Raw genomic sequence first — 25,285 nt, 5'->3', positions numbered from 1 at the left:
CACATGTTGGGTCTGCCCCCGGCGCACGCAGGCCGGGAGCGCTGTCTGACGGAGGGCCTCAGTTGAACGACGCGCTGAGCGTGAGCATCACGGCGCGCGGGGCCAGCAGGTTGTAGGTCGAGGCGCTGGCGTACAAGGCCTTGCCCGTGTTCGAGTCGATCAGCTGACCCGCACCCGACGGGTTGTTGGACAGGAAGTTGGTGGCGCTGGCGAAGGTGACGGCCTTCTTGTTCGTCAGGTTGGTGACGTTGAGCTTGAGCTTGACCTTGTGCGCCCAGGACGCCACGTCGCCGAAGTTCCAGCCGGTGTTGAGGTTCACCGTGGCGTAGCCGGGGGCCTTCTCGGTGTTCACCCAGTCGGCCCAGAACTCGCTGCGGTACTTGGCGTTGACGCTCATGAAGAACGGGCCGTTGCGGTAGTTCACGCCCAGCGCGAAGGTGTTCTTCGGGATGTCCACGAAGGCCTTGCCGGCGGTGGGATAGGTGCCGTCACCCAGCGCGAAGGTGTCGTCCATGATGGTGGACTTGGTGTACGCGTAGGACGCGTACAGGTTCAGGTTGCGGTTCAGCTTGTAGGCGCCCTCGGCGTTGACGCCGCGCTGGTGCAGCGTCGGCACGGCCAGGTAGACGGTCTGGCCACTGGCGCTGTCGTAGCCGTTCACCTGCTTGTTCTTCAGGTTGGCGCCGTAGACGTTGACGCTGCCGGAGAAGGCCCCCTTGTAGAAGCGCCAGCCCAGGTCCACCGTGTCGGCCGTCTCCGGCTGGTTGACGGCCAGCTTGTCCAGCGCGGCCTGCAATTGCGCTGGCGTGTAGCCGCTGAACGCCACTTCGTTCGGGTTCTGCTCGTAGAAGGTCCGGACCGCGTCGCTCTGCGTGATCACGCCGTTGACGGGCGCGCGGAAGCTGCGGCCATAGCCGATGTAGACCTGGTTGGCACTGTCGAACTGGTATTTCACGCCCGCCGACGGGGTGAACTTGTTCCAGGTGTGGGCGCTGTCACCGCCGTACTGGTTCAGATAGGCCAGGCTCGCGGACGCGGCGTGTGCGCCGTAGTGCTGGTAGCCGTAGCCCTTGCGCTCCACGCTGGTGTAGGCGCCCGCCACGGTGACGGTCCACTTGTCGCTGGGCGTCCACTCGTTGCTGACGAAGGCGCGCTTGAGCGTGGTGGTCGTGTAGTCGAGGTAGTTGTACTGCGGCCCGCCGTCCTTGACGTAGCTGATGAGGTTGTTCTCGCCCCAGATGTCGAGCGGGTTGCCGGCGGCATCCACCGGGGAATAGGTCTGGCTCTGTTCCTGGCGCGGCCGGTCGAACCAGACGCCGTAGGTCAGCGTGTCGTTGTCCCCGAAGTCCTGGATCAGCTTGGCGATCACGCCCGGGCGCCAGGTCTGCGAGCCGGCATAGGCGTACGTCATGACCTTCTTGCCGTTGGTGACGGTGCCGTCGCCGTCCAGGTCGTAGTTGACGTAGCTGAAGCGGCCCACGTTGCCGGCGGTGGTGTTCTCGGTGAAGGTGTAGCCGGAGCCGCCGCCACCGGAGCCGTACTGGAAGTACGGAATCACCGTCAGGTGCAGGGACGGCGTCAGCGTGAACTCGCCGTCCAGGCTCAGCATGTAGTCCTTGAACGGATTGACGTGCAGCTTGTAGTAGCCGGTGTTCGACCCGGTGTAGGTGGTGTCGTAGTTGGCGAAGTAGTTCGATGCGGCCGTGGCCTGCGTCTCGAACTGGTAGCCGCCCGTGCGGATCAGGTGGTTGTACTGCAGCGACGCGGTGATCGAGTTGCTGCTGTTGATGGTCAGGACGGACTTGCCGTCCACCTTCCAGACCTCGGCATTGCCCTGGCCGCGCCAGAGGTCCGTGCTGTTGTGGGAGTAGGACAGCCACGAGCGCAACGGGCCGGTGTCACCGGTCTGCACGCGCACGAATTCGCGCCGGTAGCTGCGGCTGCCGCCGGAGAGCGTCGTGTCGAAGCTGAATTTGTGCGAAGGGTCGATGGTCGACCAGGCGATCGAGCCGCCCGCTGCGCCTGCCACCGCCTGGTCCACGTCCGGGTAGCCATGCAGCACGGTGATGTCGTTCATGTTCTCCGTGTCGCCGTACTCGGTCGGGTAGACACGGTAGTTGCCGCTGTCGTTGACCGGTGCGCCGTTCACCGTGACGCCGATCTGGTCGTTGGTGAATCCGCGGATCTGGTAGTTAGCGTCGAACAGGCCGCTCGGGTCGTCGGTGATGGCGACGACGCCGGGAATGGTGTCGATCAGCTGGGCGTAGGTGGCACTCGGCGCCGCTTCCTCGATGGCGGCGCGGGTGATGGTGGAAACAGCCTTGGGCGCGACCTGCACGGACATCAGCCCGCCGCCGATCTGCTGCCGCCCGTTGATGGACACCTTGTCCAGCAATTCGATCGTGCTCTTCGTCGCGTTCGCGTTCGTCGTGTTGGACGTCGTCGACGCATTGGCGCGCTGGGGCGCCTTGTCCGGTGCCGCCGCAGCATCCTTCCCGGCGTCCTTCGCCGGCTCGCCTGCGGTCTGCGCGCGCGCCGCACCGGCCGCCACCATGGCAGTCACCGCCACGCTCAGCGCCGTGAGGGCAAAACGGCCAAATTTCTGATGAGTCATCCCGATCACTCCTGTCAAGCGCGCAGCGCTTCCTCGCAAAAAAAGCCGCCCTGATCGGGTGGCCGATTCGTACTACTTAGTAAATTATTTGCAGGTTTCATGACAGCAGCTATTGCGGGGAATACCGATGACGCACGATGTTGTGAATTTGCGCCAGATTGCCGTGCCACGGCATCAAGCCCGGAATGGAAATAAAACTTCACAGACAGGCGGCAGCCGTCCATAGGGATGGGGTATTTCCAGGCAAGAGCGGCCGGGTGGCCTGAATGGGCGCGGCTGGCGACAGCCCTGCCACTGACGCCGTGCGGCTTGCAGACGATGATTGAGCCGGAAAGCTCCCGTTCGAGCAGCCGGTTAGGCCGGTCGGGCCGTGCAGCAACAATGGGGCAGAACCCAGGCGGGCCAGCGCTCTTTGCACCTATATTGGCAACCACCATATCTAGGGCGCCTCATGATTGTGCGGGCCGCATGGTTATCGTGCGATTCACCTGTCCGCCGCGCCATCGGCATATCTGCGGTGCAACCCGCCTATTTGTTGTGCAGTTTGCTTCGTTAATGTGCAGTTGGTATTTCGGCCATCGGGGCCTGCGGCGCCCGTCACGCCGCACGACATGATGCGCCGCGCGCTGCTGAAGTTGCTGATCACCGCCGCGGGCTTCTACGTCGCGGTGCTCGCCGCGCTCTGGTGGGGGCAGGAGAAGCTGCTGTTCGCACCGGATCGCCTGCCCGCCGACCACGTCTTCCACTTCGGCAACGATGTGCACGAGGTCAGCGTTGCGCGCCCCGACGGCGCCCGGCTGGACGCGCTGCACCTGCGCCTGCCGGCGCCACGCGGCATCGTGTTCTACCTGCACGGCAATGCGGGCGATCTGCAGTCCTGGTTCGGCAATGTCGACGTCTATCGCCGCGCCGGCTACGACCTCTTCATGCTGGACTACCGCGGCTACGGCAAGAGCACCGGCCGCATCGCCAGCGAGGCCCAGCTGCGCGAGGACGTGCGCGCTGCCTGGCAGCAGATTGCACCCCTGTATGCCGGCAAGGTGCGCGTCATCGCCGGCCGCTCGCTAGGCACCGGCCTCGCCGCAGGCCTGGCAGCCGAGGTGCACCCGGAGCTGACCGTGCTGATCTCGCCCTACCGCAGCATGCGGCGGCTGGCCGCCGAGCTCTACCCCTGGGTGCCGGGCGCGCTGCTGCGCTACCCGCTGGACACCGAGGCGCTGGCGCCGCGCATCACCGGCCCCGTGCTGCTGCTGCATGGCGACCGGGACTCGCTGATTCCGCCGGCCCACAGTGCGGCGCTGCAGGCCCTGCTGCCACACGCGCGCTTCATACCCATCGACGGCGCCGGCCACAACGACCTGCAGCACTTCCCTGCGTACACGCATGCCGTGCGCGAGGCGCTGGACGCGGCGGCACAGCGGTAAGAATTCAGTCCCTCGTCAGCCGCAAGAAACGTCGCGTCATGCGAATCAACTAGGCTGTCGCGACGATGCCGTCCCTCGCAACCACACCCTCCCCTTCCCCGTCGTCGCGGCTGCGCGCCGCGGCACCACTGATCCTGCTGGCGCTGTGGCTGCTGCTGGGCGCGCCCTGGCGGCAGGTCGCCCTGCCCGACGAAGGCCGCTACGGCGGCGTGGCGTACGAGATGCTGAGCAACAGCGACGCGCTGACGCCCACGCTGTTCGGCCTGCCCTACTTCCACAAGCCGCCGCTGATGTACTGGATCGACATGGCCGCGATCCACCTGCTGGGCCCGGTGCCGCTGGCGCTGCGCGCGGCGCCGCTGCTGGGCGCCTGGCTGCTGGGCCTGGCGCTGTGGATCGAGGCACGCGCCCGCTACGGCACGGACGTCGCGCGGCAGGCGCTGGCCTGGCTGGCCGTGCTGCCGCTGTTCTACCTGGGCGGCCAGTACGCCAACCACGACATGCTGGTGGCCGGCTGGATCTCGCTGGCCATCGTCAGCGTGCGCCGCGCCTTCGATGCCGAACGCCACCGCCTGGCCTGGCTGTGCGGTGCCTGGGCCGCGATGGGCTTCGCGCTGCTGTCCAAGGGGCTGATCGGCGTCGTGCTGCCAGGGCTCGTGGTGCTGCCCTGGCTGGTGGTGCAGCGGCGCTGGGCCGACATCCGCTTCGCCCTGCATCCGCTGGCGCTGGGCGTGTTCGCCGCCATCGCGCTGCCGTGGATGCTGGCCATGCAGCAGCGCTTCCCGGGCTTCTTCGACTACTTCATCGTCGAACAGCACTTCCGCCGCTACACCGAGGCGCGCTTCAACAACGCCCAGCCCTGGTGGTTCTTCCTCGCCGTGCTGCCGCTGGGCACGCTGCCGCTGTGCCTGCGGCTGCCGGCGGCGCTGCGCCGCGTCGGCTTCGACCTGTGGTGGATCATCGTCATCGTCGCCTTCTTCTCGGCGCCGCGCTCCAAGCTGGTGGGCTACGTGCTGCCGGTGCTGCTGCCGCTGGCGCTGCTGCTGTTCGAGGCCTGGCGAGGCCGGCGCGGCGCGCGCTGGGCGTGGGGGCTGAGCGCGCTGCTGTGCGTGGCCATCGTGCCGGCCGTGATGCGCTGGAGCAAGCCGGACACCTCCGACGTGGGCGCCGCGCTGCGCGCCCGCCTGGCGCCGGGTGACCGCGTGCTGGTCACCGGTGACCCGTTCTTCGACCTGCGCCTGCAGGCACGCCTGACCGCACCGCCGGCCGCGCTGGCCGACTGGGACGCGGTGCGCGCACAAGGCGGCGACAACTGGAAGCGCGAGCTGCTGGACGCCGCCCGCTTCGCCCCCGAGCACGGGGAGCAGGTGCTGTGGACACCCGAGCGCCTGGCCCGCGAGCGCTGCGCGCCTGGGCGGATCTGGCTGGTGGCCATGCCAGAAGACACGCTGCCCGGTGCGCAGGCCGTGTTCGCCGGTCGGCGCGGCACGCTGTACGAACTGCCGCGGCCGACCTCGTGCCCGTGAGGCTCAGCCCAGCGTGACGCCGAACTCGTCCAGGTCTTGCGCGAACGCGTCGCTGGCGAGGTAGGCCATCTCGTTGGCCCGCGCCGCGGCGATGGCGTCGCCCGGGTCGGGCTCGCCCAGCGCCGGATGGCAGAACAGCAGCGCGCCATCGGGCGCGTCGCGCAGCCAGCCCCGCACCAGCGCACGGTAGTCGGCACGCGGGTCGAAGCCGTAGACACCCACCAGCGCCGACGCGGTGGACAGGCGCCGCGCCTGCAGTTGCCCGGCCAGCGCACGGCCGCCGCAGGCCTCGATGACGCGGCGCTTGAACGCAAAGCCGGGGCCCAGCACGCGGCCGGTGTTGCGCACCGGCAGCTGCAGGCTCTGCGCAGCGGCCAGCACGACGGGCCGCACGCCGGGCAGCGCATGCACATGCTGGTGTCCATCGATGAAGGCCGGCCCGCGTCCCATGACGTCGACGAAGCGCTGCAGCTGGACCTGGAACTCGTCGGCCAGCGCGGCGGGCAGGCGGCCGAGGTGGGCCTGGGCGATCAATGCGCCGAGGCCGGGGAAGCGCGGCCAGTGCCGGCGCAGCGCGGCGCTCAGTGGCTCGCCTTCGGTGAGGTTGAAGTGCAGCCCCGCCGCCACGTCGACCTCGTGCAGCGCCGGACCGGCGTGGGGCCAGCGCGGCGGCGTGACGAGGCAGCTCAACGCCGTGATGCGGCCCCGGGCCGCCAGCGCAAGGATGCCGCGGTCTATGGCGGCGCCCTGGCCGTAGTCGTCCGCGCAGACGGCCAGCCGGCGCGTGGCCGTCATGTCGGGTCGCCCGTGTCCTGCGCGACGAGGTAGACCGGCCGCTGCTTGACCTCGTCGAAGATGCGGCCCACGTACTCGCCGATGATGCCGATGGACAGCAGCTGCACGCCGCTGAAGAACATCAGCCCCACGACCACCGTGGGCCAGCCCGGAATGGGGCTGCCGTAGACGAAGTGCTCGATGACGATCCAGCTGCCGTAGCCCAGCGCGCAGACTGCGATGACGCCGCCCAGCGCACTCCAGATGCGCAGCGGCAGGTTGCTAAACGCCGTCACGCCGGTGAAGGCCAGCCGCAGCAGCCGCCCCAGCGAGAAGTGGCTGCGCCCGCCGGCACGCGCCTGTGGCGTGTAGGGCAGGAACTCGGTGCGGAACCCCACCCAGGCGTAGAGGCCCTTCATGAAGCGGTTGCGCTCTGGCAGCGCGTTCAGCGCGGCGACGACACAGCGGTCCATCAGACGGAAGTCGCCCGCATCCGGCGGGATGTGCAGCGTCGTGAACGCATTGACGAGGCCGTAGAACATCCGCGTGCCCAGGCGCTTCAGCGCCCCTTCCTCGTCGCGGTTGGCGCGCACGGCGCAGACCATGTCGGCGCCACGCAACCAGGCGGCGCGCATCTCGGCGACGAGATCGGGCGCGTGCTGGCCGTCGGCATCCATCAGCAGCACGCAGTCGGCGTCGGCCAGCGCCAGGCCGGCGGTCAGCGCAGCCTCCTTGCCGAAGTTGCGCGACAGCCGCACGTAGCGCAGCGGCAGGCCGGAGCGGATGGCGGCCAGCGCGACGGCAGGGGTGTCGTCGCGGCTGCCGTCGTCAATGAGCAGAAGGCGCCAGCGCGGCGTGAGCGCACTGAGCATACGCTGAAGTTGCGCGAACAGCGCAGGCAGGTTGGCGGCCTCGTTGAACGCCGGCAAAACCACGTCCAGGCTGGCACCGGGATCTCGGGTCACGGCAGTCATGCTCCTATTGTTAGACAGCGGCATGACAGCCGCCTTGTGATTGACTGACCGCTGGCTTTCCCGAGCGGCAGCGACCGACGCGCGCTGCGCGCCCGCGGTTAGGCTGCAGCGATGCTCAGTCGGCTCCGACTCTACCTGCGCCAGCTCGGCCCCGGCCTCATCACCGGAGCCGCGGACGACGATCCCAGTGGCATCGCCACCTACTCCCAGGCCGGCGCCCAGTTCGGCTTCTCGATGCTGTGGAGCCTGGTGTTCACACTGCCGCTGATGGCGGCCATCCAGGTCGTCAGCGCGCGCATCGGCTACGTCACCGGCCGGGGCCTGGCCGCCAACTTCAAGAACGCCTTCCCGCGGCCGGTGCTGCTGGCGCTGGTGGGCCTGCTGCTGGCGGCCAACACGCTCAACATCGCCGCCGACATCGCCGCGATGGCCGAGGCCGTGCGCCTGCTGGCGGGCGGCTCGGCGCATGTCTACGCGCTCACGTTCGGGCTGGGCAGCGCGGTCATGCAGGTCTTCCTGCCCTACCAGAGCTATGTGCGCTGGCTGAAATGGCTGACGCTGGGCCTGCTGGCCTACGTGGGCGTGGTGCTGGTGCTGGACTTCGACTGGCGCGAGGTGCTGCTGCGCACCGTGCACCCCGACATCCGCTGGAACCGCGACACACTGCTGATGGTGGTGGCCGTGTTCGGCACGACGATCAGCCCCTACCTGTTCTTCTGGCAGGCCGGGCAGGAGGTCGAGGACCGCGGCGCCGGCGCGCCGCACACCGCGCAGGAGGTGAAGCGGCATCTGCGGCGCATCAAGATCGACACCAACATCGGCATGAGCTTCTCCAACCTCATTGCCTTCTTCATCATGCTGTCCACCGCCGCCACGCTGCACGCGGCCGGCGTGACGGACATCCAGACCTCGGCCCAGGCCGTGGAGGCGCTGCGCCCGGTGGCCGGCCAGCACGCGGCACTGCTGTTCGCGCTGGGCATCATCGGCACGGGCATGCTGGCCGTGCCGGTGCTGGCCGGCTCGGCGGCCTACGCGGTGGCGGAGGTGGCGGGCTGGCGCGGCTCGCTGAACCTCAAGCTGGAACGCGGCGAGGGCCGCGGCTTCTACGGCGTCATCGCCGCAGCCACGCTGGGTGGCGTGGCGCTGTGCTTCTCGACCATAGACCCGGTCAAGGAGCTGTTCTGGTCTGCCGTGTTCAACGGCGTCACGGCCGTGCCCATCATGGTGGCGATGATGGTGCTGGCGTCGCGCCCGTCCGTCATGGGCGGCCACGCCATCGGCCGGCGGCTGCGCGCGCTGGGCTGGCTGGCCACGGGCGTCATGGCGCTGACGGTCGTGGCGCTGGTGGTGAGCTAAGCCGACGCGCTCATCCCGTCACTGTTTTTTCGAAGCCGCCGCTTGCGGCCGGCTTCCCCTCCAGCGGCTGTCGTGGAACTGGCTTTGCCAGGCCACTGACAGCTGCCAAGGCCAGAGGCCTTGTCCTTCGCCAGGCACAAACAGTCCTCAGGACTGTTTGTGTCCGGGCTCAGCCCCCTTGAGGGGGAGGCGCGTGAGCGCCTCGGGGGTGGGTCAACCCACGCGGCAGACCTTCAGCATGTTCGTGCCGCCGGGGTAGCCCATCGGCTCGCCGCAGGTGATGGCGTAGGTGTCGCCCGGCATCAGCACGCCGCGCTCGACGAGCAGCTTCTCGGCCGCAGCCAGCGCCTCGTCGCGGTCCTTGAACTCGGGCATCAGCAGCGGCTTGACGTTGCGGTACAGCGCCATGCGGCGCTGGCTGACGGTCTGGCTGGTCAGGCCGAAGATGGGCACGTTGATGCGGTGGCGGCTCATCCACAGCGCCGTGGAGCCGGACTCGGTCAGCGCCAGGATGGCCTTGCAGCCGAGGTGGTGGGCCGTGAACAGCGCGCCCATGGCGATGGACTGGTCGATGCGGCCGAACTGGCGGCCGGCGAAGTCGGTGTCCAGCGTGACGAACTCGGCGCGTTCGGCTTCCAGCGCGATGGCGGCCATCTGCTCGACGGTCTCGATCGGGAACTTGCCGGCGGCCGTCTCGGCGGACAGCATGACGGCGTCGGTGCCGTCCAGCACGGCATTGGCCACGTCGGACACCTCGGCGCGCGTGGGCACCGGGTTCACGATCATGGATTCCATCATCTGCGTGGCCGTGATGGAGACCTTGTCCAGCTCGCGGGCCATCTTGATCATGCGCTTCTGCAGCGCCGGCACAGCCGCGTTGCCGACCTCGACGGCCAGGTCACCGCGCGCGACCATGATGCCGTCGCTGGCCTTCAGGATGGCTTCGAGGTGGGGGATGGCCTCGTAGCGCTCGATCTTGGCGATCATGGCCGGCTTGTGGCGCCACGGCTCGCCGGCCACGTTGGCCAGCTGGCGCGCCATTTCCATGTCGGTCGCATTCTTCGGGAAGCTGACGGCCAGGTACTCGCACTGGAACGACATCGCGGTCTTGATGTCGTCCATGTCCTTGCCGGTCAGCGCCGGCGCCGTCAGGCCGCCGCCCTGCTTGTTGATGCCCTTGTTGTTGGACAGCTCGCCACCCAGCTTGACGATGGTGTGCACCTGCGCACCGCGCACGGCCTCGACGGTCAGCACCAGCAGGCCGTCGTTCAGCAGCAGCGTGTCGCCGGGCTTCACGTCGCGCGGCAGTTCCTTGTAGTCCAGGCCGGCGACTTCCTGGTTGCCCAGCTCGGTGCGGTCGGCATCGAGGATGAAGGACGCGCCGGGGACCAGCTCGATCTTGCCGTTCTCGAACTTGCCGACGCGGATCTTGGGGCCTTGCAGGTCGGCCATGATGGCCACCGACTTGCCGACGCGCTCGGCCGCGGCGCGGACCATGTTGGCGCGGTCGATGTGGTCCTGGGCCTTGCCGTGCGAGAAGTTCAGGCGCACGACGTCGACGCCGGCGCGGATCATCTTTTCGAGCACCTCCGGCGTGTTGGAAGCGGGGCCGAGGGTGGCGACGATCTTGGTGGCGCGGGTCATGGCTTGTCTCAACTTTCTAGGGGCGGCGGAATTATGGGCCGCCCAGCCCCGCAGAAGTTTCGCCGCGTTTCAGTGCGCGATGAGCGCCAGCCGCTTCTCGAAGAAAACACTCAGCGGGTCGAGCGCGTAGCCGCCAAAAGGCTCGCGCTCGATGTAGCCGAGCCGCCGATACAGCGCCAGCGCCTCGGGCTGGTGGATGCCGGTCTCCAGCCGCGCGAGCGGCACGCCCCGCGCCAGCAGCTCGACCTCTAACCGTGCCATCAGCTGCCGCGCCAGCCCCTGGCCGCGCTCGCTGTCGAGCACGAACAGGCGCTTGATCTCGCCGTAGGCGGGCTCATCACCGACCGCCACATGCTTGACGCCGCCACAGGCCAGCAGTTGCTCGCCGCGCCAGATGCCGAAGAAGCTGCCGCCCGGTTCGCGCAGGCCATCGGCGGGCTCGAAGTGGTTGCTTTCGGCCGGGTAGAGCGCGCTCATCAGTGCCTCGGATTGCGCCATCAGCGCCTGCGCGTCGGGGTGGCCGGGGTCCAGGGGTTCAAGGCGAAGGGCTGGGTCAGCGGTCATCGTGGTTCGATACCAGTTACAGCGTGGGCACCGTCATCGCGAGCAGATAGCGCGCAGGCTCGGTGCCCGGGTTGGCGAAAACGCTGCGGCCGGCGCAGCGGAAGCTGATCGAGTCGCCCGCGGCCAGCTCGAACACCTGGCCCTGCAGCGTGAGCCGCGCGGCACCGTCGAGCAGGCACAGGTGGTGCTCCAGCCGTGCAACAGTGGGCTCGTCGTAGACCAGTTCGGCGCCGGGCGCGAGCCGCGCCTCGATGACCTCGGTCGCGAAGCCGGCCAGCGGCGGGCAGCGCATCAGGCGCTCGAAGCCGCTCTGCTGGTCGTGCCAGCGCGGCTGGTCGGCCGCGCGCAGCAGGCGCACGGGCAAGGCCTCGGCGTCGGCCAGCAGCCGGCTCAGCGGCAGGCCGTGGGCGCGGGCCAGGCGGGACAGCAGCGTCGCCGTCGGGCTGGTCTCGGCCCGCTCCAGCCGGCTCAAGGTCGCCCGGCTGACACCGCTCCTCGAAGCCAGTTCGTCCAGTGACCAGCCCGCCGCCGTGCGCAGCGCGGCCAGCCGATCGGCCAGTTGGCGCTCGAATTGACCTTCCTCGACCGAATCAGAGAATTCTTCTCTCATATGGGAATATGCTAGCGCAAATGAACGATCGCCATACCCCTCCCCTGCTCGCCGCGCTGGCCGTCGTGCTGGTCTGGGGCCTGAATTTCCCGCTGCAGAAGGCGCTTTTCGGGCAGATCGGGCCGGTGGGTTTCCTGGGCCTGCGCTACCTGCTGATGCCGTTCTGCGCCGTGGCGCTGCTGTGCTGGCGCTTCGGTACGCGCTGGCCGCGGCTGGACCGCGGCGAAGTGTGGCCGCTGGTGCGCCTCACGCTGGTGGGCCAGGGCCTGCACCTGTCGCTGTCGGCGCTGGGCATGCAGGGCTCCACCGCCTTCAGCGCAAGCGTGCTGCTGGCCTGCGGACCAGTGTTCACGCTGCTGATCCTGCGCGCCAGCGGCGTGGAGAAGCTCTCCCGCGGCCAGGTCGCCGGTGTCGCGACCGCGGCGACGGGCGCGCTGCTGTTCACGTCCGACAAGCTGCTGTCGGCCGACTGGCACGCCGGCCTGGGCGACCTGACGCTGCTGGCCGCCGCCGCGCTGTTCAGCTACTACACGGTCGCCAGCAAGCCGCTGATCCAGCACCACGGCGGCGTGACGGTGCTGGGCTACGGCAGCCTGATCTGCACGCTGCCGATGCTACTGTGGTGCGCGCCGACGCTGGCCACGCTGGAGTGGGCCGCCCAGCCGGCCTGGGTGTGGACGGGCACCGTCTGGCAGGTCGCCGGCGGCGGCTTCGTCGGCTGGCTGGCCTGGGGCTGGGCCAACGAGAAGCGCGGCGTCGCGCGCACGGCGCCGCTGATCTACCTGATGCCGCTGGTCGCCGGCCTCGCCGCGTGGGCCTGGGGTGGCGAAGTGTTCACGCTGCCGAAGCTGCTGGGCGCCGGCGTCATCCTCGCCGGCGTCGCCTTGGCGCAATTCAGCCGCGGCAACACAGCCCCTCGCCCAGTCTCGCCTCGCTGAACGCCGGCGAAGCTGGTCAGTCCCCGAGGGGACGGCGATGCCCGCGGCATCGAGCCGCGAGCACATCGCCTGACGGGCCGGCTAGGGAGCGGCCCGTCGCTTGGCCCGAACAACGCTGCGAGTTGCGGTCAACCGCGGTGCAACCTAGCTTCGTGCACGTCGGCCACCGCCAGAGCCGTCATGTTGACGATGCGGCGCACCGTGGCCGACGGCGTCAGGATGTGCACCGGCGCGGCCGCGCCGAGCAGGATGGGGCCGATGGTCACGCCCTGGCTGGCGCTGATCTTCAGCACATTGAACAGGATGTTGGCGGCGTCCAGCGTCGGCAGCACCAGCAGGTTGGCAGCACCCGTGAGCTTGCTGTCGGGCAGGAAGGCCTGACGCACGCTCTCCGACAGCGCTGCGTCGCCGTGCATCTCGCCGTCGCATTCCACCTCGGGGTGGGCCGCCGAGAACAGCTCGTGCGCGCGGCGCATCTTCAGCGCCGACGGGCGCGTGCTGGAGCCGAACATCGAGTGGCTGACGAAGGCCAGCTTGGGCGGCAGGCCGAAGCGGCTGACCTCCTCGGCGGCCATCGCGGCGATGTCGGCCAGTTCCTCGGCGGTCGGGTCGTCGTTGACGAAGGTGTCGGTGATGAACAGCGTCATCTTGTCCAGCATCAGCGCGTTCATCGCCGCAAACTGGCGCGAGCCTTCACGCAGGCCGACGAGGTCGCGCACCTGCTCGAGGTGGCGGTCGAAGCGGCCCACCAGGCCGCAGATCATCGCGTCGGCGTCGCCCAGCTCGATAGCCAGCGCGCCGATGGCCGTGTTGGAGCGCCGCACGGCCGACTTGGCCATCTCCGGCGTCACGCCGTTGCGCTTCATGCGGGCGTGGTACGCCTCCCAGTACTGGCGGAAGCGCGGGTCGTCCTCGGGGTCGATGACGGCCACGTCGTCACCCAGCTTCAGGCGCAGGCCGGCGCGCTGGATGCGCGCTTCGAGCACGGCGGGCCGGCCGATCAGCGTCGGCTTGGCGATGCCCTCGTCCAGTGCCACCTGCACCGCACGCAGCACGCGCTCGTCCTCACCCTCGGCGTAGATGACGCGCGCCGGATCGGCCTTGGCAGCGGCGAACACCGGGCGCATGAACATGCCGGTCTGGTAGACGAAGCGCTCCAGCGATTGGCGGTAGGCCGCCAGGTCTTCCACCGGGCGCGTCGCCACGCCGTCGGCCGCAGCAGCCGCCGCGACGGCGGGCGCGATGCGCAGGATCAGGCGCGCATCGAAGGGCTTGGGGATGAGGTAGTCGGGGCCGAAGGCCAGCTCCTGGCCAGCGTAGGCCGCGGCCACTTCATCCGACGTCTCGGCCTTGGCCAGTGCGGCGATCTCGCGCACGCAGGCCAGCTTCATGCCCTCGGTGATCTTGGTGGCGCCGCAGTCCAGCGCGCCGCGGAAGATGTAGGGGAAGCACAGGACGTTGTTGACCTGGTTCGGGTAGTCGCTGCGGCCCGTCGCGACGATGCAGTCCGGCCGCACTTCCTTGGCCAGCTCGGGGCGGATCTCCGGCTCCGGGTTGGCCAGCGCCAGGATGATGGGCTGCGTGCCCATGGTCTTGACCATCGCCGCCGTCAGCACGCCGGCCGCCGAGCAGCCGAGGAAGACGTCCGCGCCGTCGACGACATCGGCCAGCGTGCGCGCCTTGCTCACCTGGCAGTAGCGCTGCTTGGACTCGTCCAGCTTGCCGCTCCGGGCATCCTCACGCTCGCTCTGGATGACGCCGCGCGAGTCGCAGACGAACACGTTCTCGCGCTTCACGCCCAGGCCGACCATCACGTCGAGACATGCAATCGCAGCGGCACCAGCACCCGACACGGCGACCTTGACGGTGGCGATGTCCTTGCCCACCAGCTCCAGCCCGTTCAGCAGCGCGGCCGACGAGATGATGGCCGTGCCGTGCTGGTCGTCGTGGAACACCGGGATGTTCATGCGCTTGGACAGCTCGCGCTCGATGTAGAAGCACTCGGGCGCCTTGATGTCCTCGAGGTTGATGCCGCCCAGCGTGGGCTCCATCGCAGCGATGATGTCGATCAGCTTGTCCGGGTCGCGCTCGGCCAGTTCGATGTCGAACACGTCGATGCCGGCGAACTTCTTGAACAGGCAGCCCTTGCCTTCCATGACCGGCTTGGCGGCCAGCGGGCCGATGTCGCCCAGGCCCAGCACGGCCGTGCCGTTGGTGATGACGCCGACGAGGTTGCCGCGCGACGTGAACTCCGCTGCCAGCGATGGGTCCTGCTCGATGTCTAGGCACGGGTAGGCCACACCCGGCGAGTAGGCCAGCGACAGGTCGCGCTGGTTGCTGAGCGCCTTGGTCGGCGTGATGGAGATCTTGCCGCGCGTGGGGCTGCGGTGGTACTCGCGGGCGGCGTCGCGCAAGGCGGCTTCGGCGGGCGACAAGGGAGCGTTGTTCTTTTCCATGGCGGTCGGTTTCGCAGAGGGAACCCGCGAGGTTACGCCGCGTTTCAGCCTCGCCCGATGCAGGTTTCTTGGCGATTCATGCCGAAGCCGATATCACCCGGTCGCGCCCGCCATGCTTGGCACGGTACATGGCCTGGTCGGCCTCGCGCATCGCGGCCTCCAGCCCCGCCTCGTTGGGCGCCTCCGCCACGCCCCAGCTGGCCGTCACGGCGAGGCCCGCCGGCCACGGCGTGCGTTGCAGCACCGCACGCAGCCGCTCCGCCACAGCCACCGCCTCCTCGGCCGGCGTCTGCGGCATGACGATGACGAACTCCTCGCCACCCCAGCGCGCCACCAGATCGTCGCGCGGCAGGTTGGCGCGCAGCGTCTGGGCCAGCAACGTCAGCACCTGGTCGCCCACGTCGTGGCCGTGCTCGTCATTGACGCGCTTGAAGTGATCGGCGTCGACGAACACCACCGACAGCGGGAAGCTCAACTCCCCCTGCGCGCGCAACAGCAGCTCCAGCGCGCGGTTCAGGCCTTCGCGGTTGGCCACCTGCGTCAGCGGGTCGCGCAACGCCAGCTTCTCCAGCGCCTGCGAACGCCGCATGGATCGGCGCAGGCGCGCACGCACCGCCCAGCTCTCCCACACCAGATAACCCAGCAGGCTGGCCATCCACAGCATCACCAGGCCCAGGCGGAAGGTCTCCGGCGCCACCCAGTTGCCGATCAGCTCGGCACGATCCAGCCGGATGACATGCATGCCCGGCAACACCTGCCCGCCGGTACTGAAGCTGATGGCGCGCACGCGATCCAGTTGCGGCCCCATCAGCGGCACCGGCAGTGGGTGGGTCTGCGCCCACCAGGAGCTGACCATGAACTGCGACAGCCGCAGCTCCACCGGCAGTGTCAGCCCGGCCGGCGCGAAGACGACTTCATGCGGCTTGAGATCTTCACCGACGCCGTGGCCCGGGTAGCCCGGATGGAAACTGCGCAGGAAAACCCGCAGTTGCGCCGGGCCGGCGTCCTTCTGCGGGCCCTGCACGGTCACCCACAGCCGCAGGCTGCTGAAGCGGGTCAGGTCCAGCTCGCCACGCTTTGGCGTGATCTGCAGTTCGCAGAACGGCCACTCGAAGCCCGGCTTGATCTCGCAGCGCATCGTCTGCGCACCGTCGGGCGACGTGACCAGCTCGGCATGGCTGGCTCCGCCGCTGCCACTGTCGTCCACCACCTCGGCCTGCTGGCCCGGGCCGCGCCCGTCCAGCGCCAGCCGGCGTGTCATCCAGTGTTCGTTGGCAAAGAGACCCAACAACGTCGTGACGACGAGCAGGGCGAGCAGCCAGCGCAAAACCATCGGGCCATTCTGGGCGCCGAAGGCGCAGGCGTCCATCCGGGACGCCCGCGCGAGCGTGACGGCCTCACGCCGCCACGCGCGGGATCAGCCGGCCGCGCGCTTGCTGAGGATCTCGAAGGCCGGCAGCGTCTTGCCTTCCAGCACTTCGAGGAAGGCGCCGCCGCCGGTGGAGATGTAGCCGACGTCCTTCTCGATGCCGTACTTGGCAATGGCCGCCAGCGTGTCGCCACCACCGGCAATGCTGAAGGCGACGCTCTCTGCGATGGCGCGGGCGATGGCTTCGGTGCCGTGGGCGAAGGCCGGGAACTCGAACACACCCACCGGGCCGTTCCAGACGATGGTGCCGGCGGCCTTGAGCTTCTCGGCCAGCTTGGTGGCCGTCTTGGGACCGATGTCGAGGATGAGGTCGTCGTCTTCGACGTCCGCTGCCGCCTTGACGGAGGCCGTCGCGCCGGCCGCGAAGGTCTTGGCGGTGACGACGTCTTCGGGGATGGGCACCTCGGCGCCGCGTGCCTTCATGGCTTCGATGACGGCCTTGGCCTGGTCGACCAGGTCCGGCTCGGCCAGCGACTTGCCGATCTTCAGACCCGAGGCCAGCATGAAGGTGTTGGCGATGCCGCCGCCGACGATGAGGCCGTCGACCTTGTCGGCCAGGCTCTGCAGGATGGTCAGCTTGGTCGAGACCTTGGAGCCGGCGACGATGGCCACCAGCGGGCGGCGCGGGTTGGCCAGGGCCTTGGTGATGGCGTCGATCTCGGCCGCCAGCAGCGGGCCGGCACAGGCGATCTTGGCGAACTTGGCGATGCCGTAGGTCGTGGCCTCGGCGCGGTGGGCGGTGCCGAAGGCGTCGTGCACGAAGATGTCGCACAGGCCGGCCAGCTTGCGGGACAGCTCCTCGCTGCACTTCTTCTCGCCCTTGTTGACGCGGCAGTTCTCCAGCAGCACCAGCTGGCCCGGCGCGACGGAGACGGCGTCGACCCAGTCGCGCTGCAGCGGCACGGGGCGGCCCAGCAGCTCGGCCATGCGCTCGGCGACGGGCGCCAACGAGTCTTCGGGCTTGAACTCGCCCTCGGTCGGCCGGCCCAGGTGGGACGTGACCATGACGGCGGCACCGGCGTCCAGCGCCATCTTGATGGCCGGCAGCGAGGCGCGGATGCGGGTGTCCTCGGTGATCTTGCCGTTGTCGTCCTGCGGCACGTTGAGGTCGGCGCGGATGAAGACGCGCTGGCCGGCCACCTTGCCGGCGGCGATCAGGTCGGAGAAGCGGATGACGTTCATGGTCGGGGCGGGTGCGGTTGGGTAGAGAAACTGCCGCGATTCTCGCCGCCCGCGCGCTCCCGACGGTTACCAACCGAGTCCGAGCTTGAGCGGCAGCATTACGGCCATGCCGACGAGGATGGTCCCCAGGATGCCCTTGCGCCAGAAGTAGTAGCCCGTCGCGGCCACCGCAGCGGGCCAGCGCGCGTCCTGCCAGGTCGTGATGACGTGGCCCTGCGTCATGAAGATTTCCGGCGCAACGACGGCCACCAGTGCGGCCAGCGGCGCGACCTTCAGCAGCTCGCGCAGCCAGTCGGGGATGGGCAACGGCCGCTCGCTGATCATGAAGAAGCTGCGCGTCAGCACGCTGATCGCGGCCAGGCCGAACAGGGCCACCCAGGTCATCGCGTCACTCATGGCGCGCCTTTCGCGTGTCCAGCCACCAGCCCACCGCACCGGCCGCGACGATGGCGCACAGGATGTTGAGCTTGAGCGGCAGCGAGTAGGTCGCGATGGACACGGCGCCCGCCGTCACCGCCACCCACCACAGCAGGCGCTCGCTCAGCAGCGCGTAGGACAGCCCCAGCAGCGCCAGCACGCCGGCGAAGCCGATGCCCCATTGCGTCGGGATGCGGTCGGCCAGAAAAATGCCGGTGAAGGAGCAAACCTGCCAGGTCGGCCAGTTGATCGCGACGCCGCCCCAGAAGTAGCGCTGCTGGCCCGGTGCCGGCACCGGGTCGGGGTAGCGCTTCACGAAGTAGACGAAGTTCAGGTCGGCCGACAGATAGCCGCTCAGCAGCCGGCGCCAGCGCGGCAGATGCGCCCAGTAGCTGCGCCATTGCGCGCTGAAGATGACGAAGCGCAGGTTCACGCAGAAGGCCGTGGCCAGCAGCACCCACAGCGGCGCGCCGGAGGCGATCAGCGGCAGCGCCGTCAGCTGCGCGCTACCGGCGAAGACGAGCAGGGACATGCCCATCGCCAGCGGCAGGCTGAGCCCGCTCTTCACCATCGTGACGCCAGCCACCAGCCCCCAGGCGGCCAACCCCAGCGAAGGGGAGGCCATGTCGCGCGCGCCGTGCTGGAAGTCGGGATCACCGACCAGCGCGCGCAGCTTTTGAATCAACTGCATGCCGCCATTGTCGGCGGCCGCGTTTACTTCTCGAGACGACGCACCTTGCCGCTGCCGGCGATGGAGCTGGTGATCTCCGGCGAGCCCGTGTACTTCACGTCGCCGCTGCCCGCGATGGAGACGTTGAGCCTCTTCGCCGCGTTGACCTGCGCGTCGCCGCTGCCGGCAATACTGACCTTGACCTCGTCGGCCGCCAGGTCGACGGCGCGCACGTCGCCGCTGCCGGCGATGGAGACATGGGCGTTATTGCAGCGACCGGCAGCGACGATGTCGCCGCTGCCGCTGACGCGCATGCCCAGACGCTCGGCGTCCAGCTGCGCGAAGCGGATGTCGCCCGAGCCGGCGATGTCGGCGTCGACGCCGCCGGTCTTCATGGCCTCGACCTGGACCTTGCCGGACCCCGCCACCGATACCGCGCGCAGCGCCGGCATCTCGATGACGAGGCTGGGCGTGAAGGACGTGGAGAAGCTGGTGTTCTTGCGCGGTCCGATCCGAAGCGTGCGGCCCTTGCTGCCGTCGACGACATCGGTCTCGATGTAGGGCAGCAGGTTGCGGTCGGCCTTGACCTCGACCTTGCCGCCCTTGCCCTGGCGGATGACGACGTTGAAGCCGCCGCTCAGCGCCACGCCGTCGAAGGCGCCGGTGTCGCGCACCTCGGTCGCGACGTCTCCATTGCCGGTGACGCGCTCGCTGCTGCCCCAGCTCCAGGCTTCGGCAGCGCCGCACAGGCTGGCGGCGACGAGGCCGAGGGCGACAAGACGGCGGGAGGTGTTCATGGCGGGCTCCATCAAGGTTGCGATGGACGCCATGTTGTCGGGCCGCCCGGCCCCGCCCCAGCGCCACGCGACGACCCGCAGGATTCGGGGGCCGAGATGCGCCTGCGGCGCACCGGTCAGTGGGCCTTGGGCTTCTCCGCAGCCTTGTCGGCTGCCTTGTCGGTGCTCTTTTCGGTACTCTTCTCGGCCGGTTTTTCGGCGGGCTTGTCGACGGTGTCGTCGTCGGCCTGCTTCACGGCCCCGGGGCGCGGCACGACGGGCACGATGCCCTCGAGCTTGTTCTCGCGCATGTACTCGTCCATCTCGCGCCAGCCGGCATAGACGGCAGCTTTCTGGGCCTTGGGGTTGAGAACGTAGCAGTCTTCGATGGCGCGCATCGCATGCCGGCAGGCGCTGCCGATGGCCTTGCCGTCGGCCTCCTTGGCGGCGGCCACCTTGACGGGGTCGTCGATGCCCAGCTGCTCGCAGGCGCTCAGGGCTGCGAGCAGGGGCAGGGCAAGAAGGAGATGCTTCATCTGCTCAGGTATCGGCGGCGGGGTGGGGAACTTGAGTATCAGCGCCTGGCCATCGCCAGCAACCGTGCGATGCGCTCTTCGGTCGGCGGATGCGTGGAAAACAGCCCGCTCAGGCCACCGCCGGACAGCGGGTTCATGATCATCATCTGCGCCGTCTCGGGGTGCGCCTCGGCGGTGCCGAGCGGAATGCCCTGGGCAACGCGATGGATCTTGTCCAGCGCCGACGCCAGCGCAGCCGGGTCGCCGGAAATCTCGGCGCCGCCACGGTCGGCCTCGAACTCGCGGGCACGGCTGATGGCCATCTGGATCAGGCTGGCCGCCAGCGGCGCGAGGATGGCCACCGCGATGCCGGCGATCGGGTTGGTCGGCCGGCCATGCTCGTCACGGCCGCCGAAGAAGGCGGCGAAATTGGCCAGCATCGAGATCGCACCGGCCATCGTCGCGCTGATGGTGCTGGTCAGGATGTCGCGGTTGGCCACGTGGGCCAGCTCGTGCGCCATGACGCCACGCAGCTCGCGCTCGGACAGCACGCGCAGGATGCCGGTCGTCGCCGCGACGGCCGCGTGCTCGGGGTTGCGGCCCGTCGCGAAGGCGTTGGGCGCGTCTTCCTCGATCAGGTAGACCTTCGGCATGGGCAGACCGGCGCGCTGGGCCAGTTCGGCCACCAGGCCGTAGAACTGCGGCGCTGACGACGCATCCACCTCGCGGGCGTTGTACATCTTCAGCACCATGTCCGCGGAGAACCAGTAGCTGAAGAAGTTCATGCCGACGGCCACCAGCAGCGCGATCAGCATGCCGGCCCGGCCGCCGATCATGACGCCCACGGCCATGAACAGCGCCGTGATGGCGGCCATCAGCATGGCAGTCTTCACGAGGTTGAACATCGGGTGAGGCTTTCCGGAGTGACAGATGACGTGGCAGATGGTGCCACGCCCGGTGCTTTCAAGCTGGCTTCAAGCGTCGAAGCGTTCGCCGACGGCGATGGGCCGGGCCTGCAGAAAGGCCGCCGCCGGGCCGCGCTTGCCGCCGGCGCGCTGCAGCTCGGTCAGCTTCAGCGCACCCTGACCGCAGGCCACGACGGGGCCGGCGGCGATGACCTCGCCCGGCGCACCGCTGCCGTCGGCCAGCTCGGCACGCCAGACCTTGACCGTCTCGCCGGCCAGCACAGCCGCGCCGCCCGGGAAGGGATCGAAGGCGCGCAGGCGGCGCTCGATCTCGGCCGCGGACTGGGTCCAGTCGATCGTGCTCTCGGCCTTCTCGATCTTGTGCGCGTAGGTGACGCCCTCGGCCGGCTGTGCCGTGCGCGCCAGCGACGCGGCCTGCAGCGCCTGGACGATGAGCCGCCCGCCCAGGTCTGCCAGGCGGTCGTGCAGCACCGACGTCGTGTCGTCGGCACGGATGGCCTCGCGGCCGATGAGCAGCATGTCGCCGGTGTCCAGGCCGGCATCCATCTGCATGATGGTGATGCCGGTCTCGGCGTCACCGGCCTCGATGGCACGGTGGATGGGCGCAGCGCCGCGCCAGCGCGGCAGCAGCGACGCGTGGATGTTCAGGCAGCCCCGCCGCGGGGTGTCGAGCACCCACTGCGGCAGGATCAACCCGTAGGCGGCGACGACCATCACATCGGCATCGGCCGCCAGCAACGCCTCACGGGCCGCGGCCGCATCGACGGCGTATTTGCCATCGAGCTTCAGCCCCTGCGGCTGCGCCACCGGGATACTGGCCGCGACGGCACGCTGCTTCACGGCCGAGGCCTGCAGCTTCATGCCGCGACCCGCCGGGCGGTCCGGCTGGGTCAGCACCAGCGGCACGGTGAAACCGGCGGCCAGCAGCGCATCCAGCGCGACGGCGGCGAACTCCGGCGTGCCGGCAAAGACAACGCGCATGGCAGTCAGAAGCGCTGCAGGCGCTTCTTGGCCTCGGCCTCTTCCTCGCGCGTCTTCTTGACCATCTTGGTCTTGATGCGGTCGCGCTTGAGCGGGCTCAGGTACTCGACGAACACCTTGCCCATCAGGTGGTCCATCTCGTGCTGCACGCAGACGGCCAGCAGGCCATCGGCGTCGAACTCGTAGACCTCGCCGTCGCGGTTGGTCGCCCGCACGGTGACTTCGGCGTGGCGCACAACCTTGTCGTAGATCTGCGGCACCGACAGGCAGCCCTCCTCGCCGTCGACCATGCGCTCGCTGGTTTTCACCAGTTCGGGGTTGATCAGCACGCGCGGGGTGTCGCGTTCCTGCGACGTGTCGATGACGATGACACGCTCGTGTACGTCCACCTGCGTCGCAGCCAGGCCGACGCCGTCGGCGGCATACATGGTTTCCAGCATGTCGTCGACGAGCTGGCGGATGCGTTCGTCCACGGCCGTCACGGGTTTGGCGACGGTGTGCAGGCGCGGATCGGGGTAGCGGAGGATGTCGAGTTGAGCCATGGCGCCTTGTAAGCACTCGCAAACGAGCGCTAGCGGTTGTTGGTTGCCCCCGGTAATGCGGGCAGAATCGCCCAGATTTTCGCCGATCCGGCAATCCCTTCGGAGACCGCGCCTGATGCCTGCTGCCCGCCCCGCCCACATTTCTGTCCTTGTGGCCTGCCTGACCCTTGCGACGACCTCGGCCTGGGCCCAAGCCAGCAAGCTGCCCGTCACTCCCGAGCAACGCCGCGTGGCCGACCAGGTCGCCAGTGCCGGCGTGCCGCTGTCCGAGCTGGCACCCAACGCGCCCGACAGCCACACCGTCGTGGCTGGCGACACCCTCTGGGACATCTCCAAGCTGTTCCTCAAGAGCCCGTGGCGCTGGCCCGAGCTGTGGGGCATGAACCGCGACCAGATCCGCAACCCCCACCTGATCTACCCGGGCCAAGTGCTGCTGCTCGTCAAGGGGGACGGCCGCGCGCGGCTGCAGATCGGCCAGCAGGTGGGCGGCGGCGCGGCGGGTGACACCCTCAAGCTCAGCCCGCAGATGCGCATCTCAGCGCTGGACTCCAGCGCCATCCCCAGCATCCCGCTGCACCTGATCCAGGCTTTCCTGACCGACGCCGTCGTCTTCGACACCGACGAGCTGGCCAAGGCGCCGCGCATCGTCGCTTCGCAGGAAGGTCGCGTGGTGCTGGGCCAGGGCGACCTGGCCTACGCCCGCGGCGACTTCGGCGGTGCGACCGACTTCCGCGTCTTCCGTACCTCGCGCCCGCTGATCGACCCGACCACCAAGGAAGTGCTCGGCTACGAGGCCCCCTACGTCGGTACGGCCGACCTGATCCGCCCCGGCGAGGACCGCAAGACCGCTGACGGCAAGACCGAGATCGTGCCGGCGACGATGCAGATCAAGCAGGTCAAGCAGGAAGTCGGCGTCGGCGACCGCTTGGCACCGACCCCGCAGCGCAACCTCGACCGTTACGTCCCCCACGCTCCGGACCACGAGATCAAGGGCCAGATCGCTGCCCTCTACGGCGACGCATTGAACGCCGGCCAAAACCAGATCGTGGCGCTGAACCGCGGCAGGCGCGATGGCGTCGAGCGTGGCCATGTCTTCGCGCTGTGGCGCGATGGCCAAGCCGTCGTCGACAAGACCCAGGACCGCGCCCAAGCCATCAAGCTGCCCGACGAGCGCCACGGCGTGCTGTTTGTCTTCGAGGTCTACGAGCGCGTGTCCTACGCGCTGATCATCTCGGTGAAAGAACCGGTCAAACCGGGCGACCGCTTCACGCAGCCCTGATGCTCTCTCCGGCCGAGCTGGCCGCCTGGCTGCGGCTGACCGAGAGCGTCGGCCCAGGGGCGGCGCGGCGACTGCTGGCGATGGCCGGCAGCGCCGAAGCCGTGTTCGAGCTGCCCGCCGCGGCGCTGGACCAGGCGCTGCCGCCCAAGCAGCGCGAGGCCTTCAACCGGCCGCCCGAACACCTGGACGAGCTGATCGCCAAAGCCGGGGACTGGCTGGCCGAACCCGGTCACGGCCTGCTGACGCTGGCCGACCCCGACTACCCGCCCCAACTGCTCGCCACCGCCGACCCGCCGCTGCTGTTGTGGCTGCAAGGCCGGCGCGAACTGCTGGCCACGCCGTCGCTGGCCATCGTCGGCAGCCGCAACCCGACCGCCCAGGGCGGCGACAACGCCCGCGCCTTCGCCCGCGCGCTGGCCCGGGCCGGCTACACCATCGTCTCCGGCCTGGCGCTGGGCGTTGACGCCGCCGCCCACGAGGGCGCGCTGGATGCCGAAGGCGCCACGATCGCCGTCGTCGGCACCGGGCTGGATCAGGTCTACCCGCGCCGCAACGAGAAACTCGCCGCCCGGCTGCTTGCCGCCAACGGCTTGATCCTGAGCGAATACTCGCTGGGTACGCCGGTCCTGCCCGCCAACTTCCCCAAGCGCAACCGCATCATTGCCGGGCTGACGCATGGCTGCCTCGTCGTGGAGGCCGCCGTGCAGTCAGGCTCGCTGATCACGGCCCGCCAGGCCGTCGAAGCCGGGCGCGAGGTCTTCGCCATCCCCGGCTCCATCCACTCGCCGCAGGCGCGCGGCTGCCATGCGCTGATCCGCCAGGGCGCCAAGCTGGTCGAGTCGGCCGAGGACATCCTGGAGGAGCTGCCACCGCTGGGCGTGCCGATCGCCGCCGCACCGGAGGCCGTGGACACGCCGCACGAGCAGCAGGCGCTGCTGGATGCGATGGGCTTCGACCCGGTCAGCCTGGACGCACTGATGGCCCGCAGCGGCTGGCCGGCGGCCGAGCTGAGCGCGGCCCTGCTGGAGCTGGAACTGGACGGCGAAGTGGCGCGCCTGGCGGGCCAGCTGTTCCAGCGCCGCAAGCAGGGCTAGCCCGACGGGACAGCGAGCTTAACCCCGGATATCAGCGGTCGAACCGGGGGGTTATTCGCAGCCGGGCGGTCCGAAACGCTGGGCTATCATCGGCTCACGATGTTCGATGTCCTGGTTTATCTCTACGAGACCTACTGGCGTCCCGACGCCTGCCCCGACACGGCGCAACTGACGCGCAAGTTGACGGCGGTGGGCTTCGAGAACGATGAAATCCAGGAGGCGCTGAACTGGCTGCAAGGCCTGGCCGCCGCGGGCGAAGCCGTCCATACCGAGCAGAGCCCGCACGCGCTGCGCGTCTACTCGGCCAGCGAGATCGAGCATCTGGGTGAGGCGTCCATCGGCTTCATCAGCTTCCTCGAATCCGCCGGCGTGCTGCCCGGCCCGATGCGCGAGATGGTCATCGACCGCGCCATGGCCATCGGCGGCAACGCGATGGACCTGGAAGACCTGAAGATCATCGTGCTGATGGTGTTCTGGAGCCTGGGCGAGGAGCCCGACGCGCTGATCCTCGACGAGCTCTTCGTCGCGCCGGAAGACCGGCTGATCCACTGAGCAAACTTCGCACAGCAAAACGGCGCCTCAGGCGCCGTTTTT

At 69.1% G+C, this 25,285-nt stretch carries 23 protein-coding genes; 7 read left to right on the top strand and 16 right to left on the bottom strand.

Annotated features, from left to right (window positions below; genetic code table 11):
• Window positions 1-58: 58 nt before the first annotated feature.
• Complete coding sequence (locus ACG04R_RS24830; protein ID WP_394416517.1) at window positions 59-2,614, bottom strand: TonB-dependent receptor; 2,556 nt, start codon at window positions 2,612-2,614, stop codon at window positions 59-61.
• A gap of 611 nt (window positions 2,615-3,225) precedes the next feature.
• Here ACG04R_RS24830 and ACG04R_RS24825 point away from each other — a divergent pair.
• Window positions 3,226-4,038 carry an alpha/beta hydrolase gene (locus ACG04R_RS24825; RefSeq protein ID WP_394416515.1) on the top strand — a complete coding sequence of 271 codons (813 nt, stop codon included), beginning with the start codon at window positions 3,226-3,228 and terminating at the stop codon, window positions 4,036-4,038.
• A gap of 65 nt (window positions 4,039-4,103) precedes the next feature.
• The gene (locus ACG04R_RS24820; protein ID WP_394416513.1) at window positions 4,104-5,564 is read left to right on the top strand and encodes a glycosyltransferase family 39 protein; all 1,461 of its coding nucleotides are present in this window, start codon (window positions 4,104-4,106) and stop codon (window positions 5,562-5,564) included.
• A 3-nt stretch (window positions 5,565-5,567) separates the two neighbouring features.
• Here ACG04R_RS24820 and ACG04R_RS24815 read toward each other — a convergent pair whose 3' ends face one another.
• Both ACG04R_RS24815 and ACG04R_RS24810 read right to left on the bottom strand, forming a co-directional pair.
• On the bottom strand, window positions 5,568-6,359 hold the full coding sequence (locus ACG04R_RS24815; protein WP_394416511.1) for a ChbG/HpnK family deacetylase: 792 nt from the start codon (window positions 6,357-6,359) through the stop codon (window positions 5,568-5,570).
• Window positions 6,356-7,312, bottom strand: a complete 957-nt coding sequence (locus tag ACG04R_RS24810; RefSeq protein WP_394416509.1) for a glycosyltransferase family 2 protein — start codon at window positions 7,310-7,312, stop codon at window positions 6,356-6,358. Before ACG04R_RS24810 ends, ACG04R_RS24815 begins: the two co-directional genes overlap by 4 nt.
• Window positions 7,313-7,423: 111 nt before the next feature.
• Between ACG04R_RS24810 and ACG04R_RS24805 the strand changes: the two genes are divergently transcribed.
• On the top strand, window positions 7,424-8,668 hold the full coding sequence (locus ACG04R_RS24805) for an NRAMP family divalent metal transporter (RefSeq protein ID WP_394416507.1): 1,245 nt from the start codon (window positions 7,424-7,426) through the stop codon (window positions 8,666-8,668).
• Window positions 8,669-8,881: 213 nt separating this feature from the next.
• Here ACG04R_RS24805 and pyk read toward each other — a convergent pair whose 3' ends face one another.
• From pyk to ACG04R_RS24790, 3 genes are all read right to left on the bottom strand, one after another.
• On the bottom strand, window positions 8,882-10,312 hold the full coding sequence (gene pyk, locus ACG04R_RS24800) for a pyruvate kinase (protein ID WP_394416505.1): 1,431 nt from the start codon (window positions 10,310-10,312) through the stop codon (window positions 8,882-8,884).
• A 69-nt stretch (window positions 10,313-10,381) separates the two neighbouring features.
• The gene (locus ACG04R_RS24795) at window positions 10,382-10,876 is read right to left on the bottom strand and encodes a GNAT family N-acetyltransferase (protein WP_394416503.1); all 495 of its coding nucleotides are present in this window, start codon (window positions 10,874-10,876) and stop codon (window positions 10,382-10,384) included.
• Window positions 10,877-10,892: 16 nt separating this feature from the next.
• A complete protein-coding gene (locus ACG04R_RS24790) occupies window positions 10,893-11,486 on the bottom strand; it encodes a helix-turn-helix domain-containing protein (protein ID WP_394416501.1) in 594 nt (197 codons plus the stop codon).
• Between the two features lie 20 nt (window positions 11,487-11,506).
• Between ACG04R_RS24790 and ACG04R_RS24785 the strand changes: the two genes are divergently transcribed.
• The gene (locus tag ACG04R_RS24785) at window positions 11,507-12,424 is read left to right on the top strand and encodes a DMT family transporter (protein ID WP_394416499.1); all 918 of its coding nucleotides are present in this window, start codon (window positions 11,507-11,509) and stop codon (window positions 12,422-12,424) included.
• Window positions 12,425-12,552: 128 nt separating this feature from the next.
• On the opposite strand, the gene ACG04R_RS24780 is transcribed toward ACG04R_RS24785, so the two are convergent.
• The 10 genes from ACG04R_RS24780 to def all read right to left on the bottom strand — a co-directional run bounded on the left by ACG04R_RS24780 (window position 12,553) and on the right by def (window position 22,318).
• Window positions 12,553-14,880, bottom strand: coding sequence for an NADP-dependent malic enzyme (locus tag ACG04R_RS24780; protein ID WP_394416497.1), 2,328 nt, complete (start codon window positions 14,878-14,880; stop codon window positions 12,553-12,555).
• A 76-nt stretch (window positions 14,881-14,956) separates the two neighbouring features.
• On the bottom strand, window positions 14,957-16,213 hold the full coding sequence (locus ACG04R_RS24775) for a GGDEF domain-containing protein (RefSeq protein ID WP_394416495.1): 1,257 nt from the start codon (window positions 16,211-16,213) through the stop codon (window positions 14,957-14,959).
• A gap of 84 nt (window positions 16,214-16,297) precedes the next feature.
• The gene (locus tag ACG04R_RS24770; protein ID WP_394416492.1) at window positions 16,298-17,491 is read right to left on the bottom strand and encodes a phosphoglycerate kinase; all 1,194 of its coding nucleotides are present in this window, start codon (window positions 17,489-17,491) and stop codon (window positions 16,298-16,300) included.
• A 66-nt stretch (window positions 17,492-17,557) separates the two neighbouring features.
• Window positions 17,558-17,887 carry an AzlD domain-containing protein gene (locus ACG04R_RS24765; RefSeq protein WP_394416490.1) on the bottom strand — a complete coding sequence of 110 codons (330 nt, stop codon included), beginning with the start codon at window positions 17,885-17,887 and terminating at the stop codon, window positions 17,558-17,560.
• Entirely contained in the window at window positions 17,880-18,599 is a 720-nt protein-coding gene (locus ACG04R_RS24760) for an AzlC family ABC transporter permease (RefSeq protein WP_394416488.1), read from the bottom strand. Before ACG04R_RS24760 ends, ACG04R_RS24765 begins: the two co-directional genes overlap by 8 nt.
• A gap of 23 nt (window positions 18,600-18,622) precedes the next feature.
• Window positions 18,623-19,375 (bottom strand): head GIN domain-containing protein, encoded by a 753-nt coding sequence (locus ACG04R_RS24755; RefSeq protein ID WP_394416486.1) that lies wholly within the window; start codon window positions 19,373-19,375, stop codon window positions 18,623-18,625.
• A 116-nt stretch (window positions 19,376-19,491) separates the two neighbouring features.
• Window positions 19,492-19,890 carry a hypothetical protein gene (locus ACG04R_RS24750; protein ID WP_394416484.1) on the bottom strand — a complete coding sequence of 133 codons (399 nt, stop codon included), beginning with the start codon at window positions 19,888-19,890 and terminating at the stop codon, window positions 19,492-19,494.
• A gap of 38 nt (window positions 19,891-19,928) precedes the next feature.
• A complete protein-coding gene (gene htpX / locus ACG04R_RS24745; RefSeq protein WP_394416482.1) occupies window positions 19,929-20,774 on the bottom strand; it encodes a zinc metalloprotease HtpX in 846 nt (281 codons plus the stop codon).
• A 69-nt stretch (window positions 20,775-20,843) separates the two neighbouring features.
• Window positions 20,844-21,776, bottom strand: coding sequence for a methionyl-tRNA formyltransferase (gene fmt / locus ACG04R_RS24740; RefSeq protein ID WP_394416480.1), 933 nt, complete (start codon window positions 21,774-21,776; stop codon window positions 20,844-20,846).
• 5 nt (window positions 21,777-21,781) lie between these two features.
• Window positions 21,782-22,318, bottom strand: coding sequence for a peptide deformylase (gene def / locus ACG04R_RS24735; RefSeq protein ID WP_394416478.1), 537 nt, complete (start codon window positions 22,316-22,318; stop codon window positions 21,782-21,784).
• 115 nt (window positions 22,319-22,433) lie between these two features.
• Here def and ACG04R_RS24730 point away from each other — a divergent pair, with 115 nt between their 5' ends.
• From ACG04R_RS24730 to ACG04R_RS24720, 3 genes are all read left to right on the top strand, one after another.
• Window positions 22,434-23,597, top strand: a complete 1,164-nt coding sequence (locus tag ACG04R_RS24730) for a LysM peptidoglycan-binding domain-containing protein (RefSeq protein WP_394416476.1) — start codon at window positions 22,434-22,436, stop codon at window positions 23,595-23,597.
• Complete coding sequence (dprA, locus tag ACG04R_RS24725) at window positions 23,597-24,691, top strand: DNA-processing protein DprA (RefSeq protein WP_394416474.1); 1,095 nt, start codon at window positions 23,597-23,599, stop codon at window positions 24,689-24,691. The genes ACG04R_RS24730 and dprA overlap by 1 nt, the downstream gene beginning before the upstream one ends.
• 99 nt (window positions 24,692-24,790) lie before the next feature.
• On the top strand, window positions 24,791-25,243 hold the full coding sequence (locus ACG04R_RS24720) for a Smg family protein (RefSeq protein ID WP_394416472.1): 453 nt from the start codon (window positions 24,791-24,793) through the stop codon (window positions 25,241-25,243).
• Window positions 25,244-25,285 lie beyond the last annotated feature (42 nt).

The organism is Pelomonas candidula (assembly GCF_043555985.1).
Classification (GTDB): domain Bacteria; phylum Pseudomonadota; class Gammaproteobacteria; order Burkholderiales; family Burkholderiaceae_C; genus Pelomonas; species Pelomonas candidula.
Note: the sequence above shows the minus strand (reverse complement) of the source record. Positions and strands in the feature narration are given on the sequence as shown.

Coding starts and splice junctions, on each gene's coding strand:
- ACG04R_RS24730 (WP_394416476.1), top strand. CDS start 22,434: ATGCCTGCTGCCCGCCCCGCCCACATTTCTGTCCTTGTGGCCTGCCTG.
- ACG04R_RS24805 (WP_394416507.1), top strand. CDS start 7,424: ATGCTCAGTCGGCTCCGACTCTACCTGCGCCAGCTCGGCCCCGGCCTC.
- ACG04R_RS24755 (WP_394416486.1), bottom strand. CDS start 19,375: ATGAACACCTCCCGCCGTCTTGTCGCCCTCGGCCTCGTCGCCGCCAGC.
- ACG04R_RS24780 (WP_394416497.1), bottom strand. CDS start 14,880: ATGGAAAAGAACAACGCTCCCTTGTCGCCCGCCGAAGCCGCCTTGCGC.
- ACG04R_RS24795 (WP_394416503.1), bottom strand. CDS start 10,876: ATGACCGCTGACCCAGCCCTTCGCCTTGAACCCCTGGACCCCGGCCAC.
- htpX (WP_394416482.1), bottom strand. CDS start 20,774: ATGTTCAACCTCGTGAAGACTGCCATGCTGATGGCCGCCATCACGGCG.
- ACG04R_RS24720 (WP_394416472.1), top strand. CDS start 24,791: ATGTTCGATGTCCTGGTTTATCTCTACGAGACCTACTGGCGTCCCGAC.
- dprA (WP_394416474.1), top strand. CDS start 23,597: ATGCTCTCTCCGGCCGAGCTGGCCGCCTGGCTGCGGCTGACCGAGAGC.
- ACG04R_RS24765 (WP_394416490.1), bottom strand. CDS start 17,887: ATGAGTGACGCGATGACCTGGGTGGCCCTGTTCGGCCTGGCCGCGATC.
- ACG04R_RS24750 (WP_394416484.1), bottom strand. CDS start 19,890: ATGAAGCATCTCCTTCTTGCCCTGCCCCTGCTCGCAGCCCTGAGCGCC.
- ACG04R_RS24830 (WP_394416517.1), bottom strand. CDS start 2,614: ATGACTCATCAGAAATTTGGCCGTTTTGCCCTCACGGCGCTGAGCGTG.
- ACG04R_RS24825 (WP_394416515.1), top strand. CDS start 3,226: ATGATGCGCCGCGCGCTGCTGAAGTTGCTGATCACCGCCGCGGGCTTC.
- def (WP_394416478.1), bottom strand. CDS start 22,318: ATGGCTCAACTCGACATCCTCCGCTACCCCGATCCGCGCCTGCACACC.
- fmt (WP_394416480.1), bottom strand. CDS start 21,776: ATGCGCGTTGTCTTTGCCGGCACGCCGGAGTTCGCCGCCGTCGCGCTG.
- ACG04R_RS24820 (WP_394416513.1), top strand. CDS start 4,104: ATGCCGTCCCTCGCAACCACACCCTCCCCTTCCCCGTCGTCGCGGCTG.
- pyk (WP_394416505.1), bottom strand. CDS start 10,312: ATGACCCGCGCCACCAAGATCGTCGCCACCCTCGGCCCCGCTTCCAAC.
- ACG04R_RS24785 (WP_394416499.1), top strand. CDS start 11,507: ATGAACGATCGCCATACCCCTCCCCTGCTCGCCGCGCTGGCCGTCGTG.
- ACG04R_RS24790 (WP_394416501.1), bottom strand. CDS start 11,486: ATGAGAGAAGAATTCTCTGATTCGGTCGAGGAAGGTCAATTCGAGCGC.
- ACG04R_RS24815 (WP_394416511.1), bottom strand. CDS start 6,359: ATGACGGCCACGCGCCGGCTGGCCGTCTGCGCGGACGACTACGGCCAG.
- ACG04R_RS24770 (WP_394416492.1), bottom strand. CDS start 17,491: ATGAACGTCATCCGCTTCTCCGACCTGATCGCCGCCGGCAAGGTGGCC.
- ACG04R_RS24810 (WP_394416509.1), bottom strand. CDS start 7,312: ATGACTGCCGTGACCCGAGATCCCGGTGCCAGCCTGGACGTGGTTTTG.
- ACG04R_RS24760 (WP_394416488.1), bottom strand. CDS start 18,599: ATGCAGTTGATTCAAAAGCTGCGCGCGCTGGTCGGTGATCCCGACTTC.
- ACG04R_RS24775 (WP_394416495.1), bottom strand. CDS start 16,213: ATGGTTTTGCGCTGGCTGCTCGCCCTGCTCGTCGTCACGACGTTGTTG.